This is a genomic window from Pseudomonas sp. DCB_AW (assembly GCF_026240895.1).
In the GTDB taxonomy this organism is placed as follows: Bacteria; Pseudomonadota; Gammaproteobacteria; order Pseudomonadales; family Pseudomonadaceae; genus Aquipseudomonas; species Aquipseudomonas kermanshahensis.
The window spans coordinates 1-24,955 of the sequence record NZ_JAPFCE010000045.1; the positions used below are offsets into that span (position 1 = coordinate 1).

Below are 24,955 nucleotides of genomic sequence, written 5' to 3' on the forward strand. Positions count from 1 at the left end.
ACTAGAATGCTACTATCGCGACCGCATCGGGCAGCACTACCCCATAGGCCATGAGTACCTGCCGCCGATGAACGTCTCGCCCACTACTTAAGCCTGCAGGTGCTGCTTCATGCGCTGGTTGTTTGCCCTTTTCTGCCTTTGCGTTACCTCGGTGTCCCAGGCTGCCTTCACCGAGACCATCATTCGCAAGCCGCAGCCACCGGCGCCTGCGCAGTCGCAATCGCAGGCCGCCATGCAGCCGCTCATCGACAAGGTGCTGGTGATCAAGTCCGAGCGCCGCCTGCAACTGATCAGCCGTGGTGAGCCACTGAAGACCTACCGGATTTCCCTGGGCAAGCAGCCCAAGGGCGCCAAGGAACGCGAAGGCGACAAGAAGACCCCCGAGGGCCTCTACTGGTTGGATTGGCGCAAACAGAGCGACCGTTTCAACTTGGCCATGCACATCAACTACCCGAACATCAGCGACGCCGCCCGCGCCACCCGCGAAGGCGTAAGCGCCGGCAGCATGATCATGATCCATGGCACGCCGATCAACGACGAATACCCGGAGTGGTACTTCCATACCCTGGACTGGACGGACGGTTGCATTGCCATGCGTAACCGCGACATGCAGGAAGTCTGGGAACTGGTCAAGGACGGGACATTGATCGAGATCCGCCCCTGACAGGGCGCTTGTAGCGACTTGTAATCAATGCTTGGAACTTGGTGTCAAGCTGTATGTGCTACGATCGGCATACCCAGAGGGACTCACTGTGAACAAGCAATTGCAATCAAAAGCACGCCTCCCAATTGCCGGCAGGAAAGGCGTCATCGCCTTGCACAGCAAGAGTGGCATGGTCACAGCTTATCGCAATGCGGGTGCAGTAGTTGAGGAGCATGCGACAAAAAGCCTGAGCGTCCGCGTATTGAGCTCAGGCACATCTCGCGGGCGTACCAGCCGTGCACCACACTTGTCCGACATGGAAAAAGAACTGGCCGAACTCAAAAAGGTGGTTGCTGCCCTGGCTGTTCGCTCTGTAATCGAAGATGAGGTTTTGAACTTCGATCAGGAAGGCATGACTGTTCTGGACGCCGACATCGCCGATCAGTTGCTCGATAACCCTCCAGAGCCCAATGAAGCGCTTCGCAACTTACTTGCCTTGCGCTAAGGCCTTGCGATGGAATTCATCACCATAGCGTTCGATAAGACGATTGATCGAACTTCGTTCGACTGCTCTACCCACCCCGCTCTGAATACCTACATAGCCCAGCAAGCCGGCCAGGACGAAAAGCGCAATGTCTCGCGCACCTTCATGTACCTGGAGGACGGGATGCTGCTTGGCTACTACACCCTTGCGAATACTTCAGTAGCGCTCGATGAGCTGAGCGAAGAACAGGCGAGGAAGATGCCTCGGTACCCCATGCCGGCAGCCATGCTGAGTCGCCTGGCTGTTGATCAGCGCATGCAGCGAAAGGGGCTTGGACAGCGGCTGATGGCCGACTTTTTCCGTCGTATCTACACGGTTTCAAAGCACTCGGGGGTGGCCTTCATCGTTGTGGACGCAAAAGATGAGCAGGCAGCCAAGTACTATCGGGAGCTGATGTTCATCCCCTCGAAACACAACCCACTCCGCCTGCTGCTGTCGACTGCGACAATCATTCAAGGCCTGCGACCCCAAGAGCAGCTTAAAAACTAACGCTCGCTGCACGGGACTGGCTCAATGGCTGCACTTCCATGCTTCCTACATACCCCTCATCGTGTAGGAGCTTTCGCACCTTCGACCGCGAACCCGCCTGACATCCGCTTAGGCGGCGTACTGCATCCAAGCGAATCACTTAATTCTTAGCATCCACGCAGACGAATACGAAATCCGTACGTCATCTGCGGGGTGCTTCAATGCCGTACCGAATACGCATCATTGCCAGCAGCCTGCTTGCCTGCTGGCTGGCCAGCCCCCTGGCCTGGGCCGACGACCTGGCCAGCCAGCAGTTGCGCGACCAGCAGCAAACGTTGCGCCAGCTGGAACAGCAACAACGGCTCGAGCGCTGGCAGCGTGCCCCCGCCCCGCCAGGCGATGACGAAAACCAGGCCATACAGGCGGCCGACAGCCACTGCTGGGCCGTGACAGGCGTTCGTCTGGCAGGCCATCGGCAGGTGCCGGGCACGGCACTGGAAGCGACCGTGCGGCCCTTCATGCAGCCTTGCATGGGCATCGTCGACATCAACCTGCTGCTCAAGGCCATCACCCAGCGCTATGTGCAGGCGGGCTACCCCACCAGCCGCCCTTACCTGAGCCAGCCACCCGAGGATGGCGCGCCGCTGGACATCCTCATCAGCGAAGGCTTCGTCGAGTCGATCGAACTTGGTGCCGACCTGCCGCTTTCCTTGCGTGGCGCTTTTCCTGACGTGCTGGGGCAGCCGCTGTACCTACCGGCGCTGGAGCAAGGGCTCGACCAACTCAACCGCCTGCGTGCCTATGAACTGAGTGTCGACTTGCTGCCCGGCGCCCTGCAGGGCGGCACCCGAGTAGTGGTTCAGCCCCACAAGACCGCCTCGCGCTGGCACCTGGACAGCCGCCTGGACAACCGTGGCAGCGAACTGACCGGCCGCCATCGCCTGAACCTCGGCATTGGCCTGGACAGCCCGCTTGGCCTGAACGACGACCTGCGCCTGTCGTTGGCCAGGACCGTCATCGATGCGCCGGGGCGAAGCAACGGTGTCACGGCGTACTACAGCATTCCGTACGGCCCGTGGACCTTCGCCGCCAGCGCCAGCCAATTGAGCTACCGCGCGCCCATACCCCAAGGGCGCCAGACCAGCAGTGGCAACAGCCGCTTTCTGGGGCTCAGCGCCGAGCGGGTGCTATGGCGCAACCAGCAGGGCATGCTCAGCGCCAGCGCCCGGCTGGACCGCAAGCAGCTCACCAACCGCACCGGCGGCAAGGCCGTGAGCCTGCAGAGCCCCACCCTGACCACGGTGGAAGCCGGCATCAACCTGCTGTGGCTCGAAGGCGGCCTGTGGCACGGCTACCTCGGGTTCGCCCAAGGGGTGGGCTGGTTTGGCGCGGACGCTTCAGCGCCCAGTGCGCTGGGCCCACGCCCAGACTTTCGCAAGTACCGCGGCACGCTGCTGCACCTGCGCCAAGGCCCGGCGCAGCGGCCCTGGCGCTGGCAGAGCGAACTGGGCCTGCAGTACAGCCGCGACCGGCTGCCGGCCGTCGAGCAACTGCTGGCCAGCGATGATTCCGCTGTGCGCGGGTTCCGCCTGCGCACTTACTCCGGCGCCAGCAGTGCCGTCTGGCGTAACACCTTCAGTTATCCGCTGACGCCGGCCTGGGCCGGACCGGCGCAGCTGCGGCCCTATGCCGGCCTCGATCAGGGCTGGACCCGGCTGGCTCGCGACAGCCCCGTTCAACGCCTGGCAGGCGCGGCAGCCGGCATCGAATTGAGCTTGCCCGACAGCCGCGTGCGCCTCGACTACCAGCGCGCCTTGTACACCAGTGACCTGCCCCGCGCGCTTCTGGAGCCGGGCTTCTGGGTGCTGGAGTGGAACCTGAGCATCTGATTCACCCCACAAAAAAAGAGAACGAGACCATGCAAACGCGCTCGCAGTTGACGTCTACCCGCCCGGATACCTTGCGTTGGGCCATCTTCCTCGCCCTGCTCGGCTCCAGCAGCGTGCTGGCCCAAGGCGGCCTTGAAGCCGCTACCGGCCCAGGTGGCACCCCGGTCATCAACAATGGCCATGGTGTGCCAGTCATCGACATTGTCGCCCCCAACGCCGGCGGCCTGTCACACAACCAGTTCCTCGACTACAACGTCGGCAACCCCGGCGTGGTGCTGAACAACGCCACCCAGGCCGGCCAATCGCAACTGGCCGGTGCCCTGGCCGCCAACCCGCAGTTCCAGGGCCAGGCGGCTTCGACCATTCTCAATGAAGTGATCAGCCGCAACGCCTCGCTGATCGAGGGGCCGCAGGAAATCTTCGGCCGCCCCGCCGATTACATCCTGGCCAACCCCAATGGCATTACCCTCAACGGGGGCAGCTTCATCAACACCACGCGCGCGGGCTTCGTGGTCGGCACCCCAGAATTCGAAGACCAGCAACTCAAGTACCTCGACACCCTCAATGCCAGCGGCGCCCTGCAGGTACTGCCCGGTGGCCAAAGCAACAGCACCGGCGCGCTTGACCTGATCGCGCCGCAGGTAGACAGCAAAGGGCTGCTCATGGCCGGCAGTGAACTGAACGTCACGGTGGGCCGCAACCGCATCGACCAGGCCAGCGGCCAGGTGGTCGAGCACTTGCCCGGCACAGCGGCCAGTATCGACGCCAGCCTGTTCGGGGCCATGCGCGCCGGGCGCATCCGCGTGGTGAGCACCGCCGAAGGCGCGGGCGTGCGCATGGGGCCCGTTCAGGCACATGCCACCGACGGTATCGACATCCAGTCAGCCGGTAGCCTGCACATCAGCGGCAAGGCCGACACCCGCGCCGAACTGCACAGCGAACGGGGCGCCCTGGCCCTCAGCGCCGCCGACGACCTGACCCTGCGCGCCGTCGATGGCCAGGCACAACAGGTGGTGGTCACGGCCGGGCAGAAGCTCACCCTGGACGCCGACAGCCTGGAAAACACCCAGCACGATCGCGAAAACTGGAACAAGAAGTTCCTCTTCATCACCCGCGAAACCTACAACCGCGAGCGCACCACCCGCGAACGTCAACAGCAGGGCACGCAGTTGCGCGGCCATGACAACGTTCGGCTGCAATCGGGTGCCGATATGCGCCTGTTGGCCGCCGACGTGAGTACAGGGGGTGAGTTGAACGTCAACAGTGCCGGCAACCTGGACATCGTGGCGGGCATCGACAGCAAACACATCACCGAACAGGTGCGCCACCGCAAGGACCTGTGGCGCGGCGACAGCGATACCGAGCAAACCCGCGAAACAGCCCGGGGCAGCACGTTGAATGCCGGGCGCCTGACCCTCACGGCAGCCGACGCCCTCAAGGTTGAAGGCAGCACGCTGCATGCGAACAGCGACATGCAACTCAAGGCCCGGCACATCGAGGTCGGGACCACGGCCTTGCAGGAAAGCGGCACCCAACGCAATTACCGCGGCGACCTGGTCTCCGGCACCTTCTTTGGTGACCGCAAAGGCAATGACACCCAAGCGCAGGTCGTGGCTGGCAGCAGTGTGACGACGGACGGCAAGCTGAACATGACGGCCGACCAGGTCACCATCAAAGGCAGCAAGGTGCATGGCAAGGAAGACTCGGTGCTCTACAGCGAAAACGGCCTGCTGGCGATCGAAGCCGACCGCGGCAGCAGCACCTCGACCGATCACCAGAGCGACAGCAAACTGTTCGGCCTGATCGGCAGCGACCGCAAGCACACCACACGCAAGGACCAGGTACTGGTCAGCGACGTCTCGTCCAGCAGCAACCTGCGCCTGGCCAGCGCCGACGAACTGCGTATCCACGGGGCAAAGGTCGAAGCAGGCAAACATTTGCAGGTAGAAGCCAAAGGCGACTTGGTGATCGACAGCGCGCAGTCGCGCAACGAAACCGACACCCGGCACCAGCAACGTGGCCTCAGTGTCGGCGCCAAGCAGACTGAAGAGGCGCAGGATGGCAAGCCGGACTCGCGTCAGTACGAGGCCAGCCTGGGCTATCAGGTCGCTACCACGACCGGCACGACGCAGGAAACATCACAGGTGTCCAGCGAACTCAAGGGTGCCTCGGTAGGCCTGCAAAGCGACGCCCATTTGCAGGTCAATGGTTCCAAAGTCCAGGCCAGCGCCGGTGACTTGGACGTGACCGCCAAGCACATCTCCCTGGGTGCAACCCGCAATGAGCGCGAGTCCATCAGCAAAAACAGCCAGAGCGGAGGCAGCGTTAAAGTGACGGGGGGTATCGACCGGTTGGGCAGCGCCTTCGCAGGCCATCACAACACCCAGACTCAGCTCGAACGCAACAGCACGGTACAAGGCAGCGAATTGAAAGCCAGCGCCGGGGTGAAGCTGGAGGCCGAGCATTTGCTCACCGAAGCCGCACGCGTCGATGCCGGCCAGCAACTGAAGGTCACTGCCAAGCACATCGAGAACCGTGCAGCGCAAGAAACCCATGAGCGTGAAAGCGTCACAGACAACTGGGCCGGCAGCCTCGGCGCCAGCGTGGAATACCGTGACCTCACCCGCCCCATCGAACGCTTGGTGCTCGGTGAGGAGGCCGCGCGCTTTCAGCAAGCCTCGCCCGAAGACGCGATGGTGGCCCCGAGCGTCGGCGCCGACATGACCGTGGACCATCTCAAACGCCTGGAGAACCAACGCCGCAGCTTGGCCCAGGTGAGTGAGCTGACCGGTGCAACGGTCGAGGTCAAGGCCGGTGTCATTGATGACCAGGGCACCGCGTGGAAGGCCAACGCCGGGAAACTGCTGATCGACGCCTCGCAGCACACCCTGCGGGCAGCCGAGAACACTCAGGTAGATACCGTGCAGCGCATGGCCTATGGCGGCGATGCCCGCGTGGACACCAGCAGCGGCAACGACCTCAATGTTCGCGCCGCCGGCAAGGGCGGCTCGCTGGGCAAACAGGACACCGTCAGTACCGCCGTGCCCGGAAGCCTCTATGGGCAACAGGGCATCCAGGTACAGCTGGGCAGCGATGGCCTGTACGAAGGCACGCGCATCGACGGTGGCGAAGGCAACGTGGCCATGCGCAGTGGGGGCACCTTGTCGTTGTCCCAAGCCAATGACCGTAATACCCAGGCAGCAGGCCAGCTTGACGGCAATGCCTGGGCCAAGGTCGGCAATCGCCCCGGCAGCACCGGCGTCGACGCCCGCGGCTACCTTGATCACCACCAGCAAGACAGCGCGCAGACCAAGGCCCAGGTTGCGCAGATCGATGCCAAGGGAAATGTTCACCTGAGCAGTGATGGCGACCTGAAGCTGGAGGGGACGCGTATCGGCAGCCGTGACGCCAAGGTCGGGGATACCCTGCTGGAAAGTGGTGGCCGCTTGCAGGTCACCGCAGGCAGCGATACCCAACAGGCCAAGGGCAGCAACCTGGGCGGCGGCCTGGAGCTTGCGGTCAAGACCGGCGCAACGAAAGGGGGCGGCATCGGCGGGCACTTCAACCACGGCAAGCAGAACGAGGATGCCAGCCAGGCTGTCGATGCCCGCTTCGACAGCGCCGGCACACTGACGCTGAGCAGCCGTGCCCGCGAGGACATCGCCTTGCACCTGCAGGGGCTGCACGCCTCAGCCGAACAGATCGTGCTCAACGCCGCCGGGGGCGGCATGCGGGTGGAAGCATCCAGCAACCGGGAGCAACGCGACAACCTCGACATCACCGCGGGGGCCGGTTTCAACATGGCCAAGGGGGATACCGATACCCGTGGCCTGCATGGCCGCGCCCAGGTCGCCCTGGACAAACGCGACAACCAGACCTGGAACGCCAGCCAGCTGCGCGCTGAGGGTATCCAGTTGCACAGCCGTGGCGACACACGCATCGAAGGTGCCAGCCTGGAAGCAGGGCGTATTACCGGTGAGGTCGGCGGCGATCTGCGCATTGCCAGCCGCAAGGACAGCGTCGATAGCCTGACCGTGAAAGCTGACGCACGCCTGAGCCGGGAAAAGAACCCGCAAGGCTACACCAACGCCGCCACCGCGCTGGCAGGGCCGCTGGGTAGCAAGGTCGGCGAAAAAGCCGGCCCAGCCTTGAGCAAGGCCGAACCTGGTTTCTCACCGACCTTGCGCCTGGACCTGTCGCATCAACAGCGCGACACCGTGGCCAGGCAGACCACGCTCAAGGGCAGCGAAGGCATCGCGCTGAAGGTTGCGGGCGACGCTCACTTGGTCGGCGCGCGGTTGCAGTCGGCCAAGGGTGATGTCGAGCTGAGCGCCAATGCGATTAGCCAAGAGACCCTGAGTGGCAGCGACTATCGCCGCGATGTGTCGATTGACGTGTCCAACTCGCCGGTGGACCTGGGCACAGCAGTGGCTGAGTTCACCAAGGGCAAGGGCGCGGCTGACGGCGAGAATGCGCTTGATCTTGGGGTATTGCGTACCAGCGGGCATAACCGCAGCGAGCAATGGGTATCGAGTACCCAGGGCAAGGCGGACTGACCCCTCGCCCACCGCAGGTCCGGGTGGTTACCAATGGACCTGCCGCTGCCCTGCCGTTGCCTCCGGCCCCAGCTACTGCACACCCCGGTAGGAGCAGCCTTGTGCTCCGAAGAGGCCCGTGGCAGCAGCGAAGATTTAGTGTGTTGTCACCGGCCTCTTCGCAGCACGAGGCTGCTCCTACAGGGGGGGGTGCGTTTCACCGCAGATTCGGGTGGTTACCAACGGACCCGCCGCTGCCCTGTCGTTTCCTCCGGCCCCAGCCACTGCGCCCACCGGTAGGAGCAGCCTTGTGCTCCGAAGAGGCCCGTGGCAGCAGCGGAGATTTAGTGTGTTGTCACCGGCCTCTTCGCAGCACGAGGCTGCTCCTACAGGGGGGGCGCTTGGCCGAAGATCCGGGTGGTTACCAACGGACTCGCCGCTGCCCTGTCGTTGCCTCCGGCCCCAGCCACTGCGCGCCGCGCAGCAGTGGGGTCAGGGCAGCATCGGGTTGCAGCGCGATGGCGATCTGGGCCTGTCGCCCCCGGACATCGGCATCCACGTCGAGCTGATGCTGCCCTGGCTGCAGCAACTGCCCCAACAGGTGCCAACCCCCGCGGCACTGCACCTCGACCCGGCCATGCCCCAACCCCAGCGACCAGGGCTCACTCAGCGCCAAGTCTGTAACCGTGAGGCGCCCATCGCTGGCCAGGCATTGCCGCCACGCACCCTGTACACGCACCCAACCCTGCCACTGCCCGGCCAGGCGATACGCCGCCGGTACCGTCACCTGTGCCGCAGCCGGGCGCACTTCCCCCTCCCAGCGCCAGGGCCAACCGTGGACCTGCACGTGCCACGCCTGTCCCTGAAACCCCAGCGCGCCCTGCCCTTGCAAACGCCAAGGCTGTAAGGACCATTGCAACGGTCCGAACGGGCCGATCTGCTGCGCCTGCCCCTGCCACAGGCTGCCGCTCACACCTGCGGCCGGTACCCCGAAGCCACGCACCAGCCAGCTGGCGGGCAACTGCACCAGTAAGGTCACACTGAACACCAGCAGCAACCACGCCACTGCGCCCCGGCTCATGGCCGAAGTACCAGGTCGAAGCGCATGCCCTGGGTGTCTTGCTCCAGCCCCCACTGCAAGGGCTGTGCGCCTTCGGCCTGCAGCGCACGTACCCAACCCAGCAAGGCCTGCTCATCGCCCACCTGACCGCGCAGGTGCCAGGCCTCGCCCTGCGTGACCACCTCCAGTAATTCGATCTGCCGCGCCTGAGCCGACTGGCGCAGACGCTCCAGGTTCAGCGTCGCACCGCCCTGCAAACCTACTGCCATTTGCGCCAGCGCCTGCCATTGGCTCAGCGCGCGCCATTGCGCCACGCCTTCACGTAGCAGCAGCACGCTCGACAGCAGCGCGATGAGGCACACGGCCAGCGGCAAACGGTGACGCTGCATCCACGCCGTGCTCATGCCGCCACCTCCAAGTCGAACACCACGGTTGGCGACGACTCGCCGCCACTGACCTGCACCTGAGCGCCCACCGCACTGGCCATCTCGCGCCAAGGAGGTGTGGCGCCCTCGCCCTCCAGCCGCACATGCCAGCGCTGGCCATCAAAGCGCACCGCTTGCAGGCGCCAGCCGGGATGCTCACTCAGCCAGGCGTGCAAGCGCCCTTGTAAATCGTCGAGCTGACGCAGGCGCACTTGCTGCTGCAAGCCGGCCTCACGCAGGCGCTTGAGCGCCTGCGCCGCCTGCCTGGGGCCCGCCTGCTCACCCGTCACGGCAATCACCTGGGCTTTCCAGAGCTGGGCCTGGCGCCATTGCTGGGCCGCCCACACGCTGCCCCAGGTGCATGCCAACAGCAGACAGGCAGCCATGAGCTGGCACTGCTGCCGCGTCGGCCCCGCCAACGTGCGACGCCGCCGCTGCTCGAACAGGCCAGGCAAGCTGTCGAGCGCTGCCAATGCTGTAGGCCACTGGCCTTCTAGAAGTAGCCTGCGTAACTGCGGCCAGGGTTCGACCAGCACCTCGCCCATGGCTTCAGGCCAGGCCAGCCAATGCTCGCCAGCGTCTTCGCTCAGCCCCTTGAGCAGGCTGACCCCGTCTTGCTTGCGCCACCACCAGGCGGCCCCCGCCTCGGGAGCCGGCAGCAACTGGAATTCGGCCCAGCAACGCTCGGCCATCAGCCCCCACTCAGCGCATTGCCCGCGCCAATCGTCCAGGCGCTCGCGCGCCACCGCCAGTAACCGAACTTGCCCGGCCTCGCGCCCCAAATACCCGCACACCACCTCATCCGCGCCTTGCAGCAAGCGATCTTCAAGCAGCAATGGCCATTCTTCCCGTTTGAGCCCTGGCGGTGCGGGCAACTGGAAATGGCTGCAGTGCTCGGCCGGCACGATCAACGCCACCCGTGCCTGCAGGTTCGCCGGCGGTTCGCCCTGCCCCTGGCGTAGCGCGACACCGCTCTCGACCAGTAACCAGTCCCAAGGGTTGCCAGGACGCACCAACAGCCAAGGTCGAGCCGGTGAGCGTCGACGCCAGTCAAGGTTCATGAGCGCCCCCAGGGAAGGACGAAGGTGCAGGCATACGGTGCTCCATCACGTTGCAATTCCAGGCGCACGCCACGGCCGGGGTGCGCGGGTTGGTCGGAAGGCCAGGGCAGCCAGCGGCCACCCTGGTGGTAAAGGATGTTCATCGCGCTCACCCGCCCTAGCTGTTCACGCAACACCCAGCGCGGCGCCGAGGCGGCATACAGGTCCGCCGAGGTTTCCAGCAGCAGGCGTTGCTCACGCGCCTCGAAGCGCAGACGCTGGCGCTGCAGACGCGACCCGCCTTCGGCTTCGGGCAGGCCTGTCGCCGCCACCCACAGCAGTTGGCCGCTCGCCGCTTGCCAGTCGAACCAACGGCTGGGCAAGGGCAATCGCTGGTCATACACCCGGCGCAGGGCCGGGCTGTCGAAGCGCCGCTCCAGGGCCAGGCAGAAATCCAGCACCGACGCCTCCTGGCTGCTCACCTGCAACCGCTCACGCACCTTCAGCCAGCCATTGACCAACGCTGCCAGCATGACGCCGAGCAGCGCGGTGAGGGCCAGGGCCACCATCAGTTCGATCAGGGTCAGGCCTGCCTGCTGCCGCTTCATGGGCGCTCCAGAAACACACTGTATTGGCCAAGCGGCAGCCGCTGATCGCGGTCGCCGAACAGCAGCAGTTCACCCCTGCGCAGGTCACGCACGCCGGTGCGGCGCAGTTTCAGCTGCCAATGGCACACCTGGCCGCCTTGGCTCAGCTGCCCATCCACCTGATTGTGGGCCGGCCAGTACTGCTCGACGGTGAAACGGGCTTGCAGTTCGCGGGCGCAGAGCAGGCCAAGGCGGTGCTGTTGCAAGTTGTCCTGCACCGCCAGGCGCTGGCGCAGGACCTGGCTGGTGATGACCGCCAACACGGCGGCAATCGCCAGGGCCACGGTCACTTCCAGCAGGGTAAAACCACGCTGTTGGCGCTTCATGGCAGCGCCGCCGTCTGCAGGCGGCCGTCTCGGCTCCAGGCCCATTGCTGGCTGCCCTCGGCCCAGCGCCAGCGCACCGAACCCGGTTGCGCCCAACCTTGCGGGGTGAACAGCAGGCGCGGCTGCGGGCTGGCTGGCCAGTCGGGCTGCAAGCCCTTGGGCCACTCGCCCAGGCTGACCGGTTCGACGACCCAGCCATCGCGTTCACGCCGCACGAACTCCGGGCGCTGGCCGGTCCAGCGCAGCCCGCGTAACTGGCCGGCATGCCGTGCCTCGGCGGCCTGCACGTGAACCTGTGCAGCCAGCCGCTGCAAGGCCTGATCGACGCTGGCCTTGCCGCTGTCGAGCGACGCCACGGCGAGCCCGGTCATCAGGCCGGCGATGGCCAGTACCACCAGCAGTTCGATCAGGCTGAAGCCGTGTTGATGGGCTTTTGGGGGCGCTTTGCGCCCCTTTCGCGACACAAGGCCGCTCCTACACGCACAGCGCCGGCCTGTAGGAGCGGCCTTGTGTCGCGAGAGGGCTGCAAAGCAGCCCCATGCGGCATTGGATTCATCGCGCATCGGTTACAGCGCCCAGTTACCCAAGTCGGCATCCTGACCCTCACCGCCCGGCACACCATCGGCGCCCAGCGAGTAAACATCCACCCGGCCATGCTCACCCGGCATGCGGTACTGGTAAGGAGTACCCCACGGATCTTCCGGCAAGCGGCGCACATAACCATCGCTGCGCCACGAACGCGGCAGCGGCTCCTGGGCCGGTTTTTTCACCAGCGCAGCCAGGCCTTGTTCATTGCTCGGGAACCGCAGGTTATCCAGCCGATACATGTCCAGTGCCTGTTCGAGGGTGGCAAGGTCGGCCATCACCTTCTGCCGCATGGCTTTGTCTTGGTTGCCCAGCACGCTGGGAGCGACCACGGCGATCAGCAGGCCGATGATGAAGATCACCACCATGATCTCCATGAGGGTGAAACCACGCTGACGGTTACGACGATGCTGCATGGAAGTACTCCTTGTGTTCACAGTTGCAGGCCCTGGTTGAGTTGCATGATCGGCAGCAGCACCGCCAGCACGATGAACAGCACCACGGCGCCCATCACCAGGATCATCAGGGGTTCGAAAAGCGCCATGGCGGTGTCCACCTGGCGGGCGAAGCCGCGTTCCTGGTCGTCGGCGACGCGTTCGAGCATGTCAGCCAACGTGCCGCTGGCCTCGCCGCTGCCGACCATGTTCACCAGCAACGGCGGAAACTGTTGGCAGGCATCCAGCGCACGGTGCAGGCTGGTGCCGCCCTGCACCTGCTGGCGCACCTGTTCCATGGCCTGGCGAATGCGCCGGTTGGCGACCGTCTCGGTGGCCACCTGCAACGCTTCGAGCAGGGCTACGCCACTGCCGCTGAGAATCGCCAGGCTGCGCGCCAGGCGTGCGCTTTCCAGCACCTGCAGCAGGCTGCCGATACGTGGCAGGCGCAACAGCCACGCGTCCCGGCGCAGGCACCAATGCGGCTTGCGCAGCAGCCAGCTGGCGAGCAGCGCCCCTGCCAGCGCCAGCCCCAGCAGCCACGGCCCGGCGTGCACCAGCCCTTGGCTCAGGCCGATCAGCACGGCGGTAATCAACGGCAGGCTCTGCCCGGCGTGGGCGAACTGTTCGGTGAGCTTGGGCACCACGAAGGTCATCAGGCCGACCACCACCGCCAGCGACACGCCCATCAGCACACAGGGGTAGATCAAGGCAGTACGCGCTTTGTGCTGTTGCCGTTGCACCTGCTCCAGGTGATCGGCCAGGCGCGTGAGCACCTGGGCCAGCCGCCCGGAGCGCTCACCGGCCTCGACCAGCGCACAGTACAGGCCACTGAACGGCGCCCCCTGGCGGGCCAGGCTACGCGCCAGCCCCAGGCCCTCGGCGAGCGAGCCGCGCAAGGCGACCAACACGCTGTGCAAGGCCGGCTGGCGTAATTGCCGTTCGAGTGTGGCCAAGGCATCGACCAAGGGTATGCCCGCGCCAGTCAACGTCGCTAACTGGCGGGTCAATTCGCACAACTGTGCACGGCTCAAGCGCTGGCGGCGGGGTTGCCGGGTACCTGCCTCATGGCGTTGCAATTGGCGGGCGAACAAGCCCTGCTCACGCAACAGTTGCCGTGCATGGCGCTCGCTGTCAGCCTGCAGGCTGGCCTTGTGGGCTTTGCCGGCCAGGTCGACGGCTTGATAGCGATAAGTCGGCATGGCTCAGCCCTGCACCGCGCGCAGCACTTCGGCCAGGCTGGTTTCGCCCCGCGCCAGGCAATCACTGGCCATGGCCACCAGGCTGCGCCGACGATCGGCCAAGTAGTCCTGCATGGCTTGCTCACTGGCGCCGTCGTACAGCAGCGCGATCAGGCCGGCGTCCAGTTCGATGAATTCGTACAGGCCCAGGCGCCCGACATAACCGCTGCCCTGGCACAGCTCACACCCCACTGCGTGGTAACTGCTGCCCAATGCACACAGTTCAGGCCACAGGTCACGCTCGGCCGCTTGCAGCGGCTGCGCCACCGCGCACTGGCACAGCCGCCGCACCAGGCGCTGTGCCAACACACCGCGCAGGCACGAGGCGATCAGGAACGGTTCGATGCCCATGTCACGCAAACGGGTCACCGCGCCCACCGCACTGTTGGTGTGCAGGGTCGACAGCACCAAGTGGCCGGTGAGGCTGGCCTGCACGGCAATCTGCGCGGTTTCCTGGTCGCGGATCTCACCCAGCATGATCACATCCGGGTCCTGGCGCAGGATGGCCCGCAGGCCCGTGGCGAATGTCAGCCCGGCGCGCGGGTTGATCGCGGTCTGGCCGATACCGGCGATGGCGTACTCCACCGGGTCTTCGACGGTGAGGATGTTGCGGCTGCCATCGTTGAGGCTGTTGAGGCTGGCGTACAGCGTAGTGGTCTTGCCCGAGCCGGTTGGGCCGGTGGACAGCACGATGCCATTGGGCCGCGCCAGGCAGCTGCGCAGGCCATCGAGCACCGCTGCTGGCATGCCCAGGTTGTCCAGCGCCAGCAGGCTGGCCTGCTTGTCGAGCACACGCATCACCACGCGCTCGCCATGGATGCCGGGCAAGGTCGACACCCGCACATCGACCTCACGCCCCGCCGCACGCAAAGTGATGCGGCCGTCCTGGGGCTGGCGTTTCTCGGCGATGTCCAGCCGCGCCATGACTTTGATCCGCGACACCAGCATCGCCGACAGCGCCCGCGGCGGGCGCAGCACCTCGCGCAGGTGGCCGTCGACCCGCAGGCGCACCACCAGGCTCTGCTCGAAGGTCTCGATATGAATGTCCGAAGCACGCAGGCGCAAGGCCTGGCCGAACAGGCCATTGATCAGGCGGATGACAGGCGCCTCGTCATCGCTTTCGAGCAAGTCTTCGATGCGCGGCATCTCGCTCATCAGGCTGTCCAGGTCTACCTGGTCGCCAATCCCTTCGATCAGCGCTTCGGTGGCCGCATCGCCGCCCTGATAAAGCTGGCCCAATTGCTCGTCGAACGCCGCAGGCTCCAGGTAGGCCAGCGCGCTGGGCTGGCCATGCACACGCAGCAGCTCCTGCAACTGGTCACTGTCGGCGTCGCGGCGCAGCCACAATTGCCAGCCGCTGTCGGTCGGGGTCATGGCCAGGCCGGTCTGCCGTGCCAGGCGATAGGGCAGCATCACCAGTCGCCCCCTTCCAGGCGCGCTCGGCTGGCGGGGAACACCTGCAGCAGTGGCGTACCACCTTCTGCGCCCGCAAGGTTTGGCAGCTGAAGCGGGGTGGTCTGCTGCAAGGTGCGGTACTTGTTCTCGCTAAGCCCAGCCAGGCTCGGCCCGTCGCGCAGGATGCGCGGGCGGATGAAGACCATCAGGTTCTGCTTGGTGTTCTTGCTGGCGTCGGAGCGGAACAGCCGACCCAGGTAAGGAATGTCCCCGAGCAGCGGCACCCGCTGGTTGCTGGTGCTCAACTCGTCGCTGATCAGCCCGCCCAGAATCACCAGGCCGTTGTCTTCGACCATGACCTTGGTCTTGATCTCGCGCTTGTTGGTGATCACATCGCTGGCGGCGCTGGAATCGGCAATCGACGAGACCTCCTGAACGATGTCCAGCCGCACGCTGTTGTCGACGTTGATCTGCGGCTTGATCCGCAGCTTGACCCCGACTTCCTTGCGCTCGATGGTTTGGTAGGGGTTGGCGTTGTTTTGTGTCACGGAGCCGGTGACGAAGGGCACTTCCTGGCCGACCAGGATCGACGCCTCGGCATTGTCCAGGGTCAGCAGGGTCGGGGTGGAGAGCAGGTTGAAACCGCTCTTGCCCTTGAGCGCATTGACCAGCATGGCGAAGTTGAAACCGCCCCCAAAATGGCCGATGCCCGCCGTGGCACCGGTGGTGGCCGACAGCAGTTTGCCCAGTGCCTCACTGTCTTCGCTGGCCGCAGCCCCCGCAATGTTGGCGATGTTCACCCCGTTGCTGCCGAAGTTGACGATACCGGCACCGAACTTCTCGTCAGCGAACAACCACTGCACGCCCAGCTCTTGCGCACTGCTGTCGGACACCTCGGCGATGATGGCCTCGACCACCACCTGGGCGCGGCGGATATCCAGTTGCTCGACGATGGCGCGGTAGGCGGCCAGTTCGCTGTCGGGGCCGACCATGACCACGGCATTGGTGCCCTCTTCGTACTCCAGGCGGATGCCCGAGCTACTGGCAGCGGCCGTCACCGGCGGCTCTTTGCTCTCCCCTTCGCCTGTGCTTTGCGCCGGTGCCATGCCTTCCTGGCTGAGCCCGCGCAATACCTTCACCACTTCACTGGCATTGGCGTGGCGCAGGTACATGACTTGGGTGCTGGCGCTGCCCACTGCTTCGCTGGGGCGGTCGAGCTGGCGCAGCAGGCTGGCGATGCGTTCGAGGTTGCTGCGCCAGTCGGTAACCACCAACTGGTGCGCGGCCGGGTAAGGGGTGATCACCCCTACCCGTGGGTCGACCAGGGGTTTGAGGATGCCAACCACTTGCTCGGTGGCAGCGTTGCGTAAATCGAATACCCGCGTGGCCACGCTGTCGCTGCCCGCGCCCTGCTGCCCGGCAGGCTCCACCGGCACCGGCTCCAGGCGCGCCGCCTGGTCGGGGACGATCTTCACGCTGCCATTGGGCAGGTCGACGGTGGCGTAACCCTGGGCGCGCAGCTGCGCCAGGAAGATGTCATAGATGGCATCGGCGTCGTGCAGGTCAACGGTGCGCACGGTGACCTTGCCCTTTACCCGGGGGTCGACGATGAACGTGGTGCCGGTGATGCGCGACACGCTGTCGATGAACTCGCCCAGTTCGGTGTCGACGAAGTTCACTTCGTACATCGGCGTGCCGTTGTCATCGAACACCGGCTCCTCGGCACTGACCTGGGGTAAGGCCACGGCCAGGGCCAGGCTCAGCGCAGCCGCCACGCAGTATTTAACAGGCATCGTTCATCCTTGCCGCTTGAAGCCGGTCACGGCGGGGCGTGGCGGCCAGGGCAGGCGTTCGCGCCGCCCCTGGTTGTTGAAAATCAGGCCATCGGTGTCGATGTCCTGCAGCACGATCCCTGGCGCCAGGCGCTGGCCGCGGGCCAGTGTGCGCACCTGCTGGCCGTAGCGCAGCACCACCACGCTGGCCGACAACGGCTGGGCCTTGAGGCCACCCAGGTAGTGCAGTGGCAAACGGGTGATGACGATCGCGCCGTCATCGACCGGCGCCTGCCAATGGCCGACCATCAACCCAGGCAACTGGGCTGCAGCTGCCTGGGCGGGGCTGGCCGGTTGTGGCTGGCGGCCCAGTTGCAGCACGCACTGCGCCGCCAGCCAACCGGCCAACGTCAGGCAGCCACCGGTGAGCAGCCGCGCGCCAAGGCTCACGAAGCCAACTGCCGTGGATGCCAGCCCGGGTGCCCCTGCACATAGCGCACCTCGGGCACCTGCAGCGGCGCCAGTTGCCAGTCGGCGCCTTGCCGCGTCAGCCAGGCTTCTACCCGCTGCCAAAGTGGCTCGCCGGCCTGCGACGCGAACTGCAGCCCAAAGGTGCGGCACAGCCCCTGGACCGGTTCCAGGCCGGTGATGCGCTTGCCTTGCGGGCTGTAGCTGACACCCCAGGCCTGGCCTTGCCAGCGCGGCAGGTCTTGGCTGTTGTCCAGCAGCAGCGGGTCGCCGAACAACTGTTCCGCGGCATTTTCCAGCACTTGCTCCACCTGCCTGGCCGGGGCCTCGACCACCGGGGCCGGGTAGCCGCCGGTCAGGCTGATCAGGTGCTCGCGGGTGATCGCTGCACCTGAGGCCAATGGGCAGTCATAACGCAGGCCCGGCAGCAGCACAGGCAAATTGTTGTCATCGGCCAGGGCCTGGTGCAGCAGGCGGTCCCAGCTGCCGCCGCGGGTGTCACGCCGCCACAAGGCCTGGGGTGCCTTGGCCAGCGGTTGATCGAGCCACGCCGCGTGGCCGGCGCGCTGTTGGTTCAGTTGTGCCTGAAATTGCCCGGCGCGTACCTGCGCAGCCGGGGAAAGCTGCTGTTCGAACGCTGGGAAGAAACGCCCCTCGAACTGCCATTGCCCGGCCACCTGTTGGCAACGCAGGCGAAACGCCCCGCTGCCCCGGCACCCGGCAAACAGCACCGGTACGCGGCGGCCGTTGGCCTGGGTGGCCTGCACGGGCGTCGGCCACAGGTCCTGGCCACGCGCACAGAGCAACACGTCGATTGCCGGCAGCCGTTCAGCCAGCCACAGCCCAGGCCCGGTGCCGACATCGGCCATGGCCACGACCAGGTCGGCTTCGCGCCGGGCCTGCTCGAACACCGGCAGCAAAGACTGGTACCACTGTTTGAGGGAGGCTTTCTGGTCCTGGGCGTAAGGGTCGGTCACGCCGACCACGGCAATGCGCGCACCGCCGCGCTCAAACAGCTGCAGTGCTTCAAGCCCCAGGGTTTCGCGTTGTTCGTCGGCCAGCCCCGCGCCCAACGTAATGGCAGCGGCCTGGCGGTACAGCGCCGTGCTGCGCTGCGGCCAGAGCACACGCTCGTCACTGCTGACGCGAGCGTCGCTGCCCAGCAATTGGCTGCCCTGCACGCCGCTTTCACCCTGGGTCAGGTAGGCCAGGCCGCTGCCGTTCCAGCCTTGGCCGTTTTCCAGGGTCAGGCTGTTGCCGGCCCCGGCCTCGCCACGCAACTGCTCCAGCAATGCGGCCAGCACGGCGTAACCACCGAGGTTGGCGTGCGCGGCCTGGCTGGCATCCAGCAAGGGGGCCAAGTGCGGGAAGGCGATGCTGGCACTGGCACCGGTCATCCACGGCGCACGCCCCAGGTGGCTGACCGGCCCCAGGCGCGTTGCCGGGACAACGGCCAACCCGGGCTGGCGGGCATCGAGGGTGTCGGCGACATACAGCAAATCCAGGTTGGCATTGCCACCACGTTGGCCTGGCAAGGCGGAACAGGCGCCGAGCAAGGGTGCCAAGGCACCGACGCCCATCCAGCTGATCACTTCGCGCCTGTTCACACTGCTTACCATCGAGCCCGCCATCCTTAACCAAGTTCACGTTGGGCTCCGGATGTTGCGGCGTTCGCATGACAGTTTGATGGCAGAAATCAGACAGCAATTCCGAATTGATCTGTCAGGGCCAAACGTAAGAACGAGTAGTTTTAAGCGCGCGTTCATATTTCTGCCAAGGAATCATCATACTTGCGCTCTAAAGTCGCGGTTTCCTCTAACTCAGCCAACATAAGGACACCCTGATGAGTCGAGATACCGGCGACAACCTGGACCGGAACCACAGCGGCAATCTGCCGATGGCCAGCGTCATGGACGCCTACCTGAGCCGCCGCAGCATCATGCGCGGCAGCCTGGGCGCCGCCATCGCCATGATCGCCGGGACCGGCCTGACAGGCTGCTTCGACGGTGATGGCGGTTCCGATCACGATGATCCTGTCACCGAACCACCGGTGACCGAGCCACCGGTAACCGAACCGGAAGTCCCGAAACTGGCACTGGGCTTCCAGTCCATCCCAGGCTCGCGCACCGATGCCTGTGTCGTCGCGGCAGGCTACAGCGCCTATGTGCTGGCGCCGTGGGGCACACCGCTGAACAGCAATGGCAACCCGTGGAAGTCCGATGGCAGCAACACCTCGACCGACCAGGCCAATGCCATGGGCATGCACCATGACGGCATGCACTTCTTCCCGATCAATGGCAGCTCCGAAGACGGCTTGCTGGCCATCAACTTCGAATACATCGACGCGGCAGCCCTGCACCCCGCCGGCCCGACCACTGACGTCAACGGCAAGCGCCCGGCCGAAGAAATCCGCAAAGAGATCAACGCCCACGGCGCCGGCGTGGTACGCCTGCAGAAAGTCAGCGGGCGCTGGCAGGTGGTCGACAACGACCCGCTGAACCGCCGCTTCACCACCGCCTCGCGCATGGAGATCACCGGCCCGCTGCGCGGCACCGACCACGTCAAGACCAAGTACTCCACCGGCGGCACCCACTGCCGCGGCACCAACAACAACTGCGGCAACGGCTACACCCCGTGGGGCACCTACCTGACCTGCGAAGAGAACTGGCCGGGCATCTTCGTCAACAAAGGCACCCGCCCTGAAGACCAGCGCCGTATCGGCGTAGGCACCTCCAGCGGCCAGTACAAATGGGAAAGCGCCGCCGGTGACAGCACCGAGGTGAATGACGAATTCGCCCGTTTCGACGTAACGGTCAAAGGCGCGAGCGCCACCGACGACTACCGCAACGAAGCCAGCACCTATGGCTACATCGTCGAGATCGACCCGTACAACAACGCCACCCTGGCCACCAAGCGCACCGCGCTGGGCCGCTTCCGCCACGAAGGGTGCTGCCCAGGCCTGCCGGTGGCCGGCAGGCCGCTGGTCTGGTACATGGGCGACGACTCGAACAACGAGTACCTGTACAAGTTCGTCTCCACGGCCGTGTGGGACGCCGCTGACGCCAGCCCGGCCGACCGCCTGGCCACCGGTGCCAAGTACATGGACCAAGGCAAGCTCTATGTGGCCCGCTTCAATGCCGACGGCACCGGCGTGTGGCTGTTGCTCGACGTCGCCACCCCCACCACCGCCGGCAGCACCCTTGGCGCGCTGTACGGTGACCTGCCGGGCATCATCCTCAACACCCGGGGTGCTGGCGATGCCGTGGGCGCGACCCCGATGGACCGCCCAGAATGGACCACGGTCAACCCGCTCAATGGCGATGTCTACCTGACCCTGACCAACAACAGCGCGCGTACGCCAGAGAAAGTCGACGCGGCCAACCCGCGTGGCCCGAACCGCCACGGCCACATCATTCGCTGGCACGACAGCGACGACCAGTTGAGCTTCACCTGGGACATCTTCGTGTTTGGCGCCAATGCCGCCGGTACCGCCGACATCAACCGCTCTGGCCTGACCGAACTGAACCAGTTCGCCAGCCCTGACGGCATGAGCTTCGATAGCCGTGGCGTGTTGTGGTTCGAGACCGACAACGGTGAAACCACGCTGACCGACTACACCAATGACCAGTTGCTGGCGGTAATCCCCACTGACCTGGTAGATGCCACGGGCAAGCAAGTGCCGGTCAACGCGCAGAACCAGGTGGACTTGCGGCGCTTCTTTGTCGGGCCGAACGGTTGCGAAGTGACGGGGATTGCCTTCAGCCCGGACAACAAGTCGATGTTCGTCAACATCCAGCACCCGGAGAATTGGCCGTATACCGATAAGGCGACCGATGCGACCCCGGCTGGGGCTACGGTAAGGCCGCGGGCTTCGACGGTGGTGATTCAGCGTGATGATGGCGGGGAGATCGGGACGGTCTGATCGAAAGGCTTTTCGTAGACTCAGTTGAGCCAGGCAGGTAACTCGGTGCATGCTTATTCCGTTTCGAGTTACCTGCGTAGACCAAAAAGCGTCTGGACCCCAATACCTGGTAATTCTGTCAGTAGACCGAGAGAGGGAAATGCCCGAATCTTCGGACATCCCATACTTCATGGCAGGTTCATCATGCAGTCTCATGGCCCTCTGTCACGTACTCATAAACTGTTTTATCAGAACGGCGCACTCTCGACCGAGACAGGCCCCTGCACAACGCGCTACTTTGCCAGTGAGGCAGGCGTCGTGGCGCAGTGCACGCCAGGCGCTAGCACCTCGCTTTACAGGGTTGATCAACTCATGACTGTGCTGGGGACCACCGACGGGCCTCATCAACAGCGCTTCACTGTTTACGGTTTTCCTGCCCTAGCCAGTTTCAACACACCACTAGGCTTTACCGGGCAACGATTTAATGCAATCTCGGGATGTTACCCACTGGGCCATGGTCATCGTTGGTTCAATCCAAGGGTGATGCGGTTCGGCCAATCTGACTCGTTATCACCTTTCGGTAAAGGCGGCGTTAATAGCTATGCATACTGCCAAAATGACCCTGTCAATAGGCTGGATCCCAACGGACGATTCTGGCACTTGATGCGTCGTGCAGGGAACTGGTTTCTGCAAAATATTTACCCCGCGTCTGGAGCATCACCAACTGTAAGGCCTTTACTAGACGATATCGATGGTGCCGGCCCCACGCCTCCAATCTCTGAAACGGTAATAAATAGGGTGCACCCGAACTTATATGAAACCTTAGCAAACCGCATCTCTGGTTTCAGACATATGACAGAGACTGTTGACCGCAAAATTATAAATGTGCACGCCACTTATCATTGGGGCATTAACGTTATCGCCGAGTGGCCCCCAGTAACTGTTGCGAGCCTAACAGTGCTCGCTGGTATCGGCCTCCATGCTTTTGCGGGAAGTCAAACTTTTGCTATAGGGGCGGGCCCACGCTCTGTGGTGACAATTGACTTAGCCAGCACGCCTGACCCCCTGGGAGCTTCGAGGATTGCAATGAGGATTGCCAGAGGTGAGTTATAAGATTTTAAACCGTCTTCTCAAGGATGTTCCGCTTACCAAATCATCGGCTCCCGACTACGCACCCGCACCTGCTGCGCCGGCACCCGCGCATGCCACTGCACCACCCCTAGCGCCTCGACCTGAAACGCGCTGCGCATCACCCGCCCCTCTTCCTCGAACGACAGCTGCAACAGAAAATGCCCACTGTTGAGCAGCAACCCTTCGCTCAACCGTTCGAACGTCTCGTCATCCACCGCCCCCAACGCCTTGCGCAGCGCAGCGGCATCCACATACCCCGACGCCGGCCGGCCACTGATGATGCGGCTGAGCAGCGCGCGTGGGTAGCGCCCCTCGTACAACGCTTCGAGCATGGGCAGATGCTCCAGGCCCAAGGCATTGGCGTTCAAACGCCAGCCGGTCGTCTGCGGCAAAGCGCACAGCATCGGGTAGCGACCCTGGCGCGTGGCATCTGGCTCCAGCAGCAGGTTCAGCTCGCTGGTGTCGAGCATCGGTTGGTTGGCCGCCAGGCGCGCGGGTTGCTGGCGCAGGTACTGGGCACTTTCGGCCCCTTGCAGGCGCGTATCGCTGTCATTGTCGAGCCAATCGGCCAAGGCATCGACCAAGCGTTCTGCCGCCATGTCGTCGCCCAGCAAGCGGCGCAACTGGCGCTCGGCGCGCTCACCGTCGGCACCGAGCAATGCGTTGACGTTGAAGCACGTGTGCTGGTCGCGCACCCGCAGTTGCGCCTGGCCTGCGCCAAAATCGTAGTTCAGCGGTTGCCCGCGCAAGGCCTGCCAGAACAACGGGCTCAGCCGCCAGGCCGGGTCGCGCAGCGCCTGCTCAGCATAGGCCAAGCCGGCCTGTTCCATGGCCCTGACCTGCACCCGCTGGTGCAACAAGCGCACTTCATCAACCTGGCGCCGGCCATCTTCCACCAGCCAGGCCATACCGGCGGCGAGCATCGCCAACACCAGCATCACCATCAGCAGGGCCGCGCCGTGCTGTCGTTTACCACCCATCTGCACCCGCCTCTCATGGCCAGTAAAAGCGCCAGTCAACACGCCGGTTGTTGCAGGTAGATGGCAAGGGTGCGTTCCGTCATGTTCACGTCATCTGCACGAGGCAGGATTACCCTTCCTTTTCATGGCCTTACAGGAGTAGTCGCAATGGGTGGCATTGGAATCTGGCAACTGGTGATCGTACTGATGATCGTATTCCTGCTGTTTGGCACCAAGCGCCTCAAGGGCCTGGGCAGCGATGTTGGCGAGGCGATCCAGGGGTTTCGCAAGTCCATGGGCGGTGACAACGACGTCACCCCGCCCGGCACCGCACAGGTGCAGCAACAGGCGCCGTTGACCGGCCAGGCAACGCCCCAGCCGCAAGCGGACCGTCAGGCCTGATGTTCGAGGTAGGCTTCAGCGAATTGCTGCTGGTCGGCATCGTCGCACTGCTGGTGCTGGGCCCCGAGCGGCTGCCGGTTGCGGCACGCACGCTTGGGCGCGGCCTGGGGCAGGCGCGCAGGGCCATGCAGGGCCTGCGCGCACAGATGGAGCGCGAGATCGAGTTGCCCAACTTCGACAGCGCGCCCCTGCAGCGCCTGGAACAGGAAATGCGCCAGGGCATCAGCCTTGCCGCACCACCGGCCAATGACCCGGCAACCGTCGCTGCACCCAGGGAGAATGCCTCATGAGCCTTGCCATGGACCCTGCGGCAGGCATGCCGCTGACCGAGCACCTGCGCGAACTGCGCAAGCGCCTGGTGCGTTGCCTGGGGCTGGTCGCGTTGGTGTTCGCCGGCCTGTTCCCCTTCGCCCAGACCCTCTACACACTGATCTCGGAGCCACTGCGCCGCTTCCTGCCAGAGGGCGCCAGCATGATCGCGACCAGTGTCACCTCACCGTTTCTGACCCCCTTCAAGCTGACCGCGATGTGCGCGCTGTTCGTCGCCATGCCGCTGTTGTTGCACCAGGCCTGGGGGTTTCTGGCGCCGGGGCTGTACCGCCGGGAACGGCGCATTGCCCTGCCGCTGCTGGTGTCGAGCATTCTGCTGTTCTATGCCGGCATGGCGTTCGCGTTCTTTCTGGTGTTCCCGATGATGTTCGGCTTTTTCGCCAGCGTCACGCCCGATGGGGTGGCGATGATGACCGACATCAGCCAGTACCTGGACTTCATCATGGCGCTGTTCCTGGCATTCGGGCTGGCGTTCGAGATCCCGGTGGCGACGTTCATCGTGGTCTGGGTGGGGTTGGCGGATGTGGCGACACTGCGCCGTAGCCGGCCCTACGTGATCGTCGGGTGCTTTGTGGTGGGGATGATTCTGACGCCGCCGGACGTGTTTTCGCAGACGATGCTGGCGGTGCCGATGTGGGTGCTGTTCGAGGTGGGGTTGTTGGCGTGTAGCGGGTTGAAACGGCCTGAGCCTGGCAATGAAGTTGTGGCGGGATTGTAGGGCCTCTTCGCGGGCAAGCCCGCTCCCACAGGGATATCACAA

At 64.7% G+C, this 24,955-nt stretch carries 23 protein-coding genes and 1 pseudogene; 11 read left to right on the forward strand and 13 right to left on the reverse strand.

Annotated features, from left to right (window positions below):
* From OO306_RS20305 to OO306_RS20330, 6 genes and pseudogenes are all read left to right on the forward strand, one after another.
* Positions 1–91: pseudogene (locus OO306_RS20305) on the forward strand (NUDIX hydrolase); the annotation flags it as partial.
* An 18-nt stretch (positions 92–109) separates the two neighbouring features.
* On the forward strand, positions 110–664 hold the full coding sequence (locus OO306_RS20310; RefSeq protein WP_099428455.1) for a murein L,D-transpeptidase family protein: 555 nt from the start codon (positions 110–112) through the stop codon (positions 662–664).
* Positions 665–752: 88 nt separating this feature from the next.
* A complete protein-coding gene (locus OO306_RS20315) occupies positions 753–1,148 on the forward strand; it encodes a hypothetical protein (protein ID WP_186675827.1) in 396 nt (131 codons plus the stop codon).
* A gap of 9 nt (positions 1,149–1,157) precedes the next feature.
* Positions 1,158–1,676, forward strand: coding sequence for a GNAT family N-acetyltransferase (locus tag OO306_RS20320; protein ID WP_265969742.1), 519 nt, complete (start codon positions 1,158–1,160; stop codon positions 1,674–1,676).
* A 200-nt stretch (positions 1,677–1,876) separates the two neighbouring features.
* On the forward strand, positions 1,877–3,544 hold the full coding sequence (locus tag OO306_RS20325) for a ShlB/FhaC/HecB family hemolysin secretion/activation protein (protein ID WP_265969743.1): 1,668 nt from the start codon (positions 1,877–1,879) through the stop codon (positions 3,542–3,544).
* Between the two features lie 29 nt (positions 3,545–3,573).
* Positions 3,574–8,100 (forward strand): hemagglutinin repeat-containing protein, encoded by a 4,527-nt coding sequence (locus tag OO306_RS20330; protein ID WP_265969744.1) that lies wholly within the window; start codon positions 3,574–3,576, stop codon positions 8,098–8,100.
* Positions 8,101–8,500: 400 nt separating this feature from the next.
* Here OO306_RS20330 and gspN read toward each other — a convergent pair whose 3' ends face one another.
* The 12 genes from gspN to OO306_RS20390 all read right to left on the reverse strand — a co-directional run bounded on the left by gspN (position 8,501) and on the right by OO306_RS20390 (position 19,091).
* Positions 8,501–9,160: a type II secretion system protein N gene (gene gspN, locus OO306_RS20335; protein WP_265969745.1), complete on the reverse strand. Its 660-nt coding sequence runs from the start codon at positions 9,158–9,160 to the stop codon at positions 8,501–8,503.
* Positions 9,157–9,543 (reverse strand): type II secretion system protein GspM, encoded by a 387-nt coding sequence (gene gspM, locus OO306_RS20340; RefSeq protein WP_265969746.1) that lies wholly within the window; start codon positions 9,541–9,543, stop codon positions 9,157–9,159. Before gspM ends, gspN begins: the two co-directional genes overlap by 4 nt.
* Positions 9,540–10,625 (reverse strand): type II secretion system protein GspL, encoded by a 1,086-nt coding sequence (gspL, locus tag OO306_RS20345; protein ID WP_265969747.1) that lies wholly within the window; start codon positions 10,623–10,625, stop codon positions 9,540–9,542. Before gspL ends, gspM begins: the two co-directional genes overlap by 4 nt.
* Entirely contained in the window at positions 10,622–11,212 is a 591-nt protein-coding gene (locus OO306_RS20350; RefSeq protein WP_265969748.1) for a type II secretion system protein J, read from the reverse strand. The genes gspL and OO306_RS20350 overlap by 4 nt, the downstream gene beginning before the upstream one ends.
* Positions 11,209–11,577 (reverse strand): type II secretion system protein GspI, encoded by a 369-nt coding sequence (locus OO306_RS20355; RefSeq protein ID WP_265969749.1) that lies wholly within the window; start codon positions 11,575–11,577, stop codon positions 11,209–11,211. Before OO306_RS20355 ends, OO306_RS20350 begins: the two co-directional genes overlap by 4 nt.
* Complete coding sequence (gene gspH, locus OO306_RS20360) at positions 11,574–12,041, reverse strand: type II secretion system minor pseudopilin GspH (RefSeq protein WP_265969750.1); 468 nt, start codon at positions 12,039–12,041, stop codon at positions 11,574–11,576. Before gspH ends, OO306_RS20355 begins: the two co-directional genes overlap by 4 nt.
* Before the next feature lie 102 nt (positions 12,042–12,143).
* Complete coding sequence (gene gspG, locus OO306_RS20365; protein WP_027595700.1) at positions 12,144–12,578, reverse strand: type II secretion system major pseudopilin GspG; 435 nt, start codon at positions 12,576–12,578, stop codon at positions 12,144–12,146.
* Between the two features lie 17 nt (positions 12,579–12,595).
* Positions 12,596–13,798 (reverse strand): type II secretion system inner membrane protein GspF, encoded by a 1,203-nt coding sequence (gene gspF, locus OO306_RS20370; RefSeq protein WP_027595699.1) that lies wholly within the window; start codon positions 13,796–13,798, stop codon positions 12,596–12,598.
* A 3-nt stretch (positions 13,799–13,801) separates the two neighbouring features.
* Positions 13,802–15,250, reverse strand: coding sequence for a GspE/PulE family protein (locus tag OO306_RS20375; RefSeq protein WP_099453075.1), 1,449 nt, complete (start codon positions 15,248–15,250; stop codon positions 13,802–13,804).
* Positions 15,250–17,025 carry a type II secretion system secretin GspD gene (gspD, locus tag OO306_RS20380; RefSeq protein WP_265969751.1) on the reverse strand — a complete coding sequence of 592 codons (1,776 nt, stop codon included), beginning with the start codon at positions 17,023–17,025 and terminating at the stop codon, positions 15,250–15,252. Before gspD ends, OO306_RS20375 begins: the two co-directional genes overlap by 1 nt.
* 3 nt (positions 17,026–17,028) lie before the next feature.
* Positions 17,029–17,454 (reverse strand): pilus assembly protein PilZ, encoded by a 426-nt coding sequence (locus tag OO306_RS20385; RefSeq protein ID WP_186675786.1) that lies wholly within the window; start codon positions 17,452–17,454, stop codon positions 17,029–17,031.
* On the reverse strand, positions 17,451–19,091 hold the full coding sequence (locus OO306_RS20390; RefSeq protein WP_265969752.1) for a lipoprotein UxpA: 1,641 nt from the start codon (positions 19,089–19,091) through the stop codon (positions 17,451–17,453). The genes OO306_RS20385 and OO306_RS20390 overlap by 4 nt, the downstream gene beginning before the upstream one ends.
* 224 nt (positions 19,092–19,315) lie before the next feature.
* Between OO306_RS20390 and OO306_RS20395 the strand changes: the two genes are divergently transcribed.
* Positions 19,316–21,394, forward strand: a complete 2,079-nt coding sequence (locus tag OO306_RS20395) for a PhoX family phosphatase (protein WP_265969753.1) — start codon at positions 19,316–19,318, stop codon at positions 21,392–21,394.
* 351 nt (positions 21,395–21,745) lie between these two features.
* Complete coding sequence (locus OO306_RS20400) at positions 21,746–22,486, forward strand: RHS repeat-associated core domain-containing protein (protein ID WP_265969754.1); 741 nt, start codon at positions 21,746–21,748, stop codon at positions 22,484–22,486.
* A gap of 32 nt (positions 22,487–22,518) precedes the next feature.
* On the opposite strand, the gene gspK is transcribed toward OO306_RS20400, so the two are convergent.
* A complete protein-coding gene (gspK, locus tag OO306_RS20405; protein WP_265969755.1) occupies positions 22,519–23,484 on the reverse strand; it encodes a type II secretion system minor pseudopilin GspK in 966 nt (321 codons plus the stop codon).
* A gap of 147 nt (positions 23,485–23,631) precedes the next feature.
* On the opposite strand from gspK, the gene tatA reads away from it, so the two are divergent.
* Genes tatA through tatC form a run of 3 tightly spaced genes read left to right on the forward strand, consistent with a single transcriptional unit; the run spans position 23,632 to position 24,913 of the window.
* Positions 23,632–23,865 carry a twin-arginine translocase TatA/TatE family subunit gene (tatA, locus tag OO306_RS20410; protein WP_099428441.1) on the forward strand — a complete coding sequence of 78 codons (234 nt, stop codon included), beginning with the start codon at positions 23,632–23,634 and terminating at the stop codon, positions 23,863–23,865.
* Positions 23,865–24,155 (forward strand): Sec-independent protein translocase protein TatB, encoded by a 291-nt coding sequence (tatB, locus tag OO306_RS20415; RefSeq protein WP_186675777.1) that lies wholly within the window; start codon positions 23,865–23,867, stop codon positions 24,153–24,155. Before tatA ends, tatB begins: the two co-directional genes overlap by 1 nt.
* Positions 24,152–24,913 carry a twin-arginine translocase subunit TatC gene (tatC, locus tag OO306_RS20420; protein ID WP_027595690.1) on the forward strand — a complete coding sequence of 254 codons (762 nt, stop codon included), beginning with the start codon at positions 24,152–24,154 and terminating at the stop codon, positions 24,911–24,913. The genes tatB and tatC overlap by 4 nt, the downstream gene beginning before the upstream one ends.
* Positions 24,914–24,955: the final 42 nt, after the last annotated feature.

Bases quoted from the DNA above. Each gene is read 5' to 3' on its own strand.
- tatC (WP_027595690.1), top strand. From the start codon at position 24,152: ATGAGCCTTGCCATGGACCCTGCGGCAGGCATGCCGCTGACCGAGCAC.
- gspK (WP_265969755.1), bottom strand. From the start codon at position 23,484: ATGGGTGGTAAACGACAGCACGGCGCGGCCCTGCTGATGGTGATGCTG.
- tatA (WP_099428441.1), top strand. From the start codon at position 23,632: ATGGGTGGCATTGGAATCTGGCAACTGGTGATCGTACTGATGATCGTA.
- gspG (WP_027595700.1), bottom strand. From the start codon at position 12,578: ATGCAGCATCGTCGTAACCGTCAGCGTGGTTTCACCCTCATGGAGATC.
- OO306_RS20355 (WP_265969749.1), bottom strand. From the start codon at position 11,577: ATGAAGCGCCAACAGCGTGGTTTTACCCTGCTGGAAGTGACCGTGGCC.
- OO306_RS20325 (WP_265969743.1), top strand. From the start codon at position 1,877: ATGCCGTACCGAATACGCATCATTGCCAGCAGCCTGCTTGCCTGCTGG.
- tatB (WP_186675777.1), top strand. From the start codon at position 23,865: ATGTTCGAGGTAGGCTTCAGCGAATTGCTGCTGGTCGGCATCGTCGCA.
- OO306_RS20330 (WP_265969744.1), top strand. From the start codon at position 3,574: ATGCAAACGCGCTCGCAGTTGACGTCTACCCGCCCGGATACCTTGCGT.
- gspL (WP_265969747.1), bottom strand. From the start codon at position 10,625: ATGAACCTTGACTGGCGTCGACGCTCACCGGCTCGACCTTGGCTGTTG.
- OO306_RS20320 (WP_265969742.1), top strand. From the start codon at position 1,158: ATGGAATTCATCACCATAGCGTTCGATAAGACGATTGATCGAACTTCG.
- gspD (WP_265969751.1), bottom strand. From the start codon at position 17,025: ATGCCTGTTAAATACTGCGTGGCGGCTGCGCTGAGCCTGGCCCTGGCC.
- gspM (WP_265969746.1), bottom strand. From the start codon at position 9,543: ATGAGCACGGCGTGGATGCAGCGTCACCGTTTGCCGCTGGCCGTGTGC.
- gspF (WP_027595699.1), bottom strand. From the start codon at position 13,798: ATGCCGACTTATCGCTATCAAGCCGTCGACCTGGCCGGCAAAGCCCAC.
- OO306_RS20375 (WP_099453075.1), bottom strand. From the start codon at position 15,250: ATGCTGCCCTATCGCCTGGCACGGCAGACCGGCCTGGCCATGACCCCG.
- gspN (WP_265969745.1), bottom strand. From the start codon at position 9,160: ATGAGCCGGGGCGCAGTGGCGTGGTTGCTGCTGGTGTTCAGTGTGACC.
- OO306_RS20310 (WP_099428455.1), top strand. From the start codon at position 110: ATGCGCTGGTTGTTTGCCCTTTTCTGCCTTTGCGTTACCTCGGTGTCC.
- OO306_RS20390 (WP_265969752.1), bottom strand. From the start codon at position 19,091: ATGGTAAGCAGTGTGAACAGGCGCGAAGTGATCAGCTGGATGGGCGTC.
- OO306_RS20350 (WP_265969748.1), bottom strand. From the start codon at position 11,212: ATGAAGCGGCAGCAGGCAGGCCTGACCCTGATCGAACTGATGGTGGCC.
- OO306_RS20400 (WP_265969754.1), top strand. From the start codon at position 21,746: ATGACTGTGCTGGGGACCACCGACGGGCCTCATCAACAGCGCTTCACT.
- OO306_RS20395 (WP_265969753.1), top strand. From the start codon at position 19,316: ATGAGTCGAGATACCGGCGACAACCTGGACCGGAACCACAGCGGCAAT.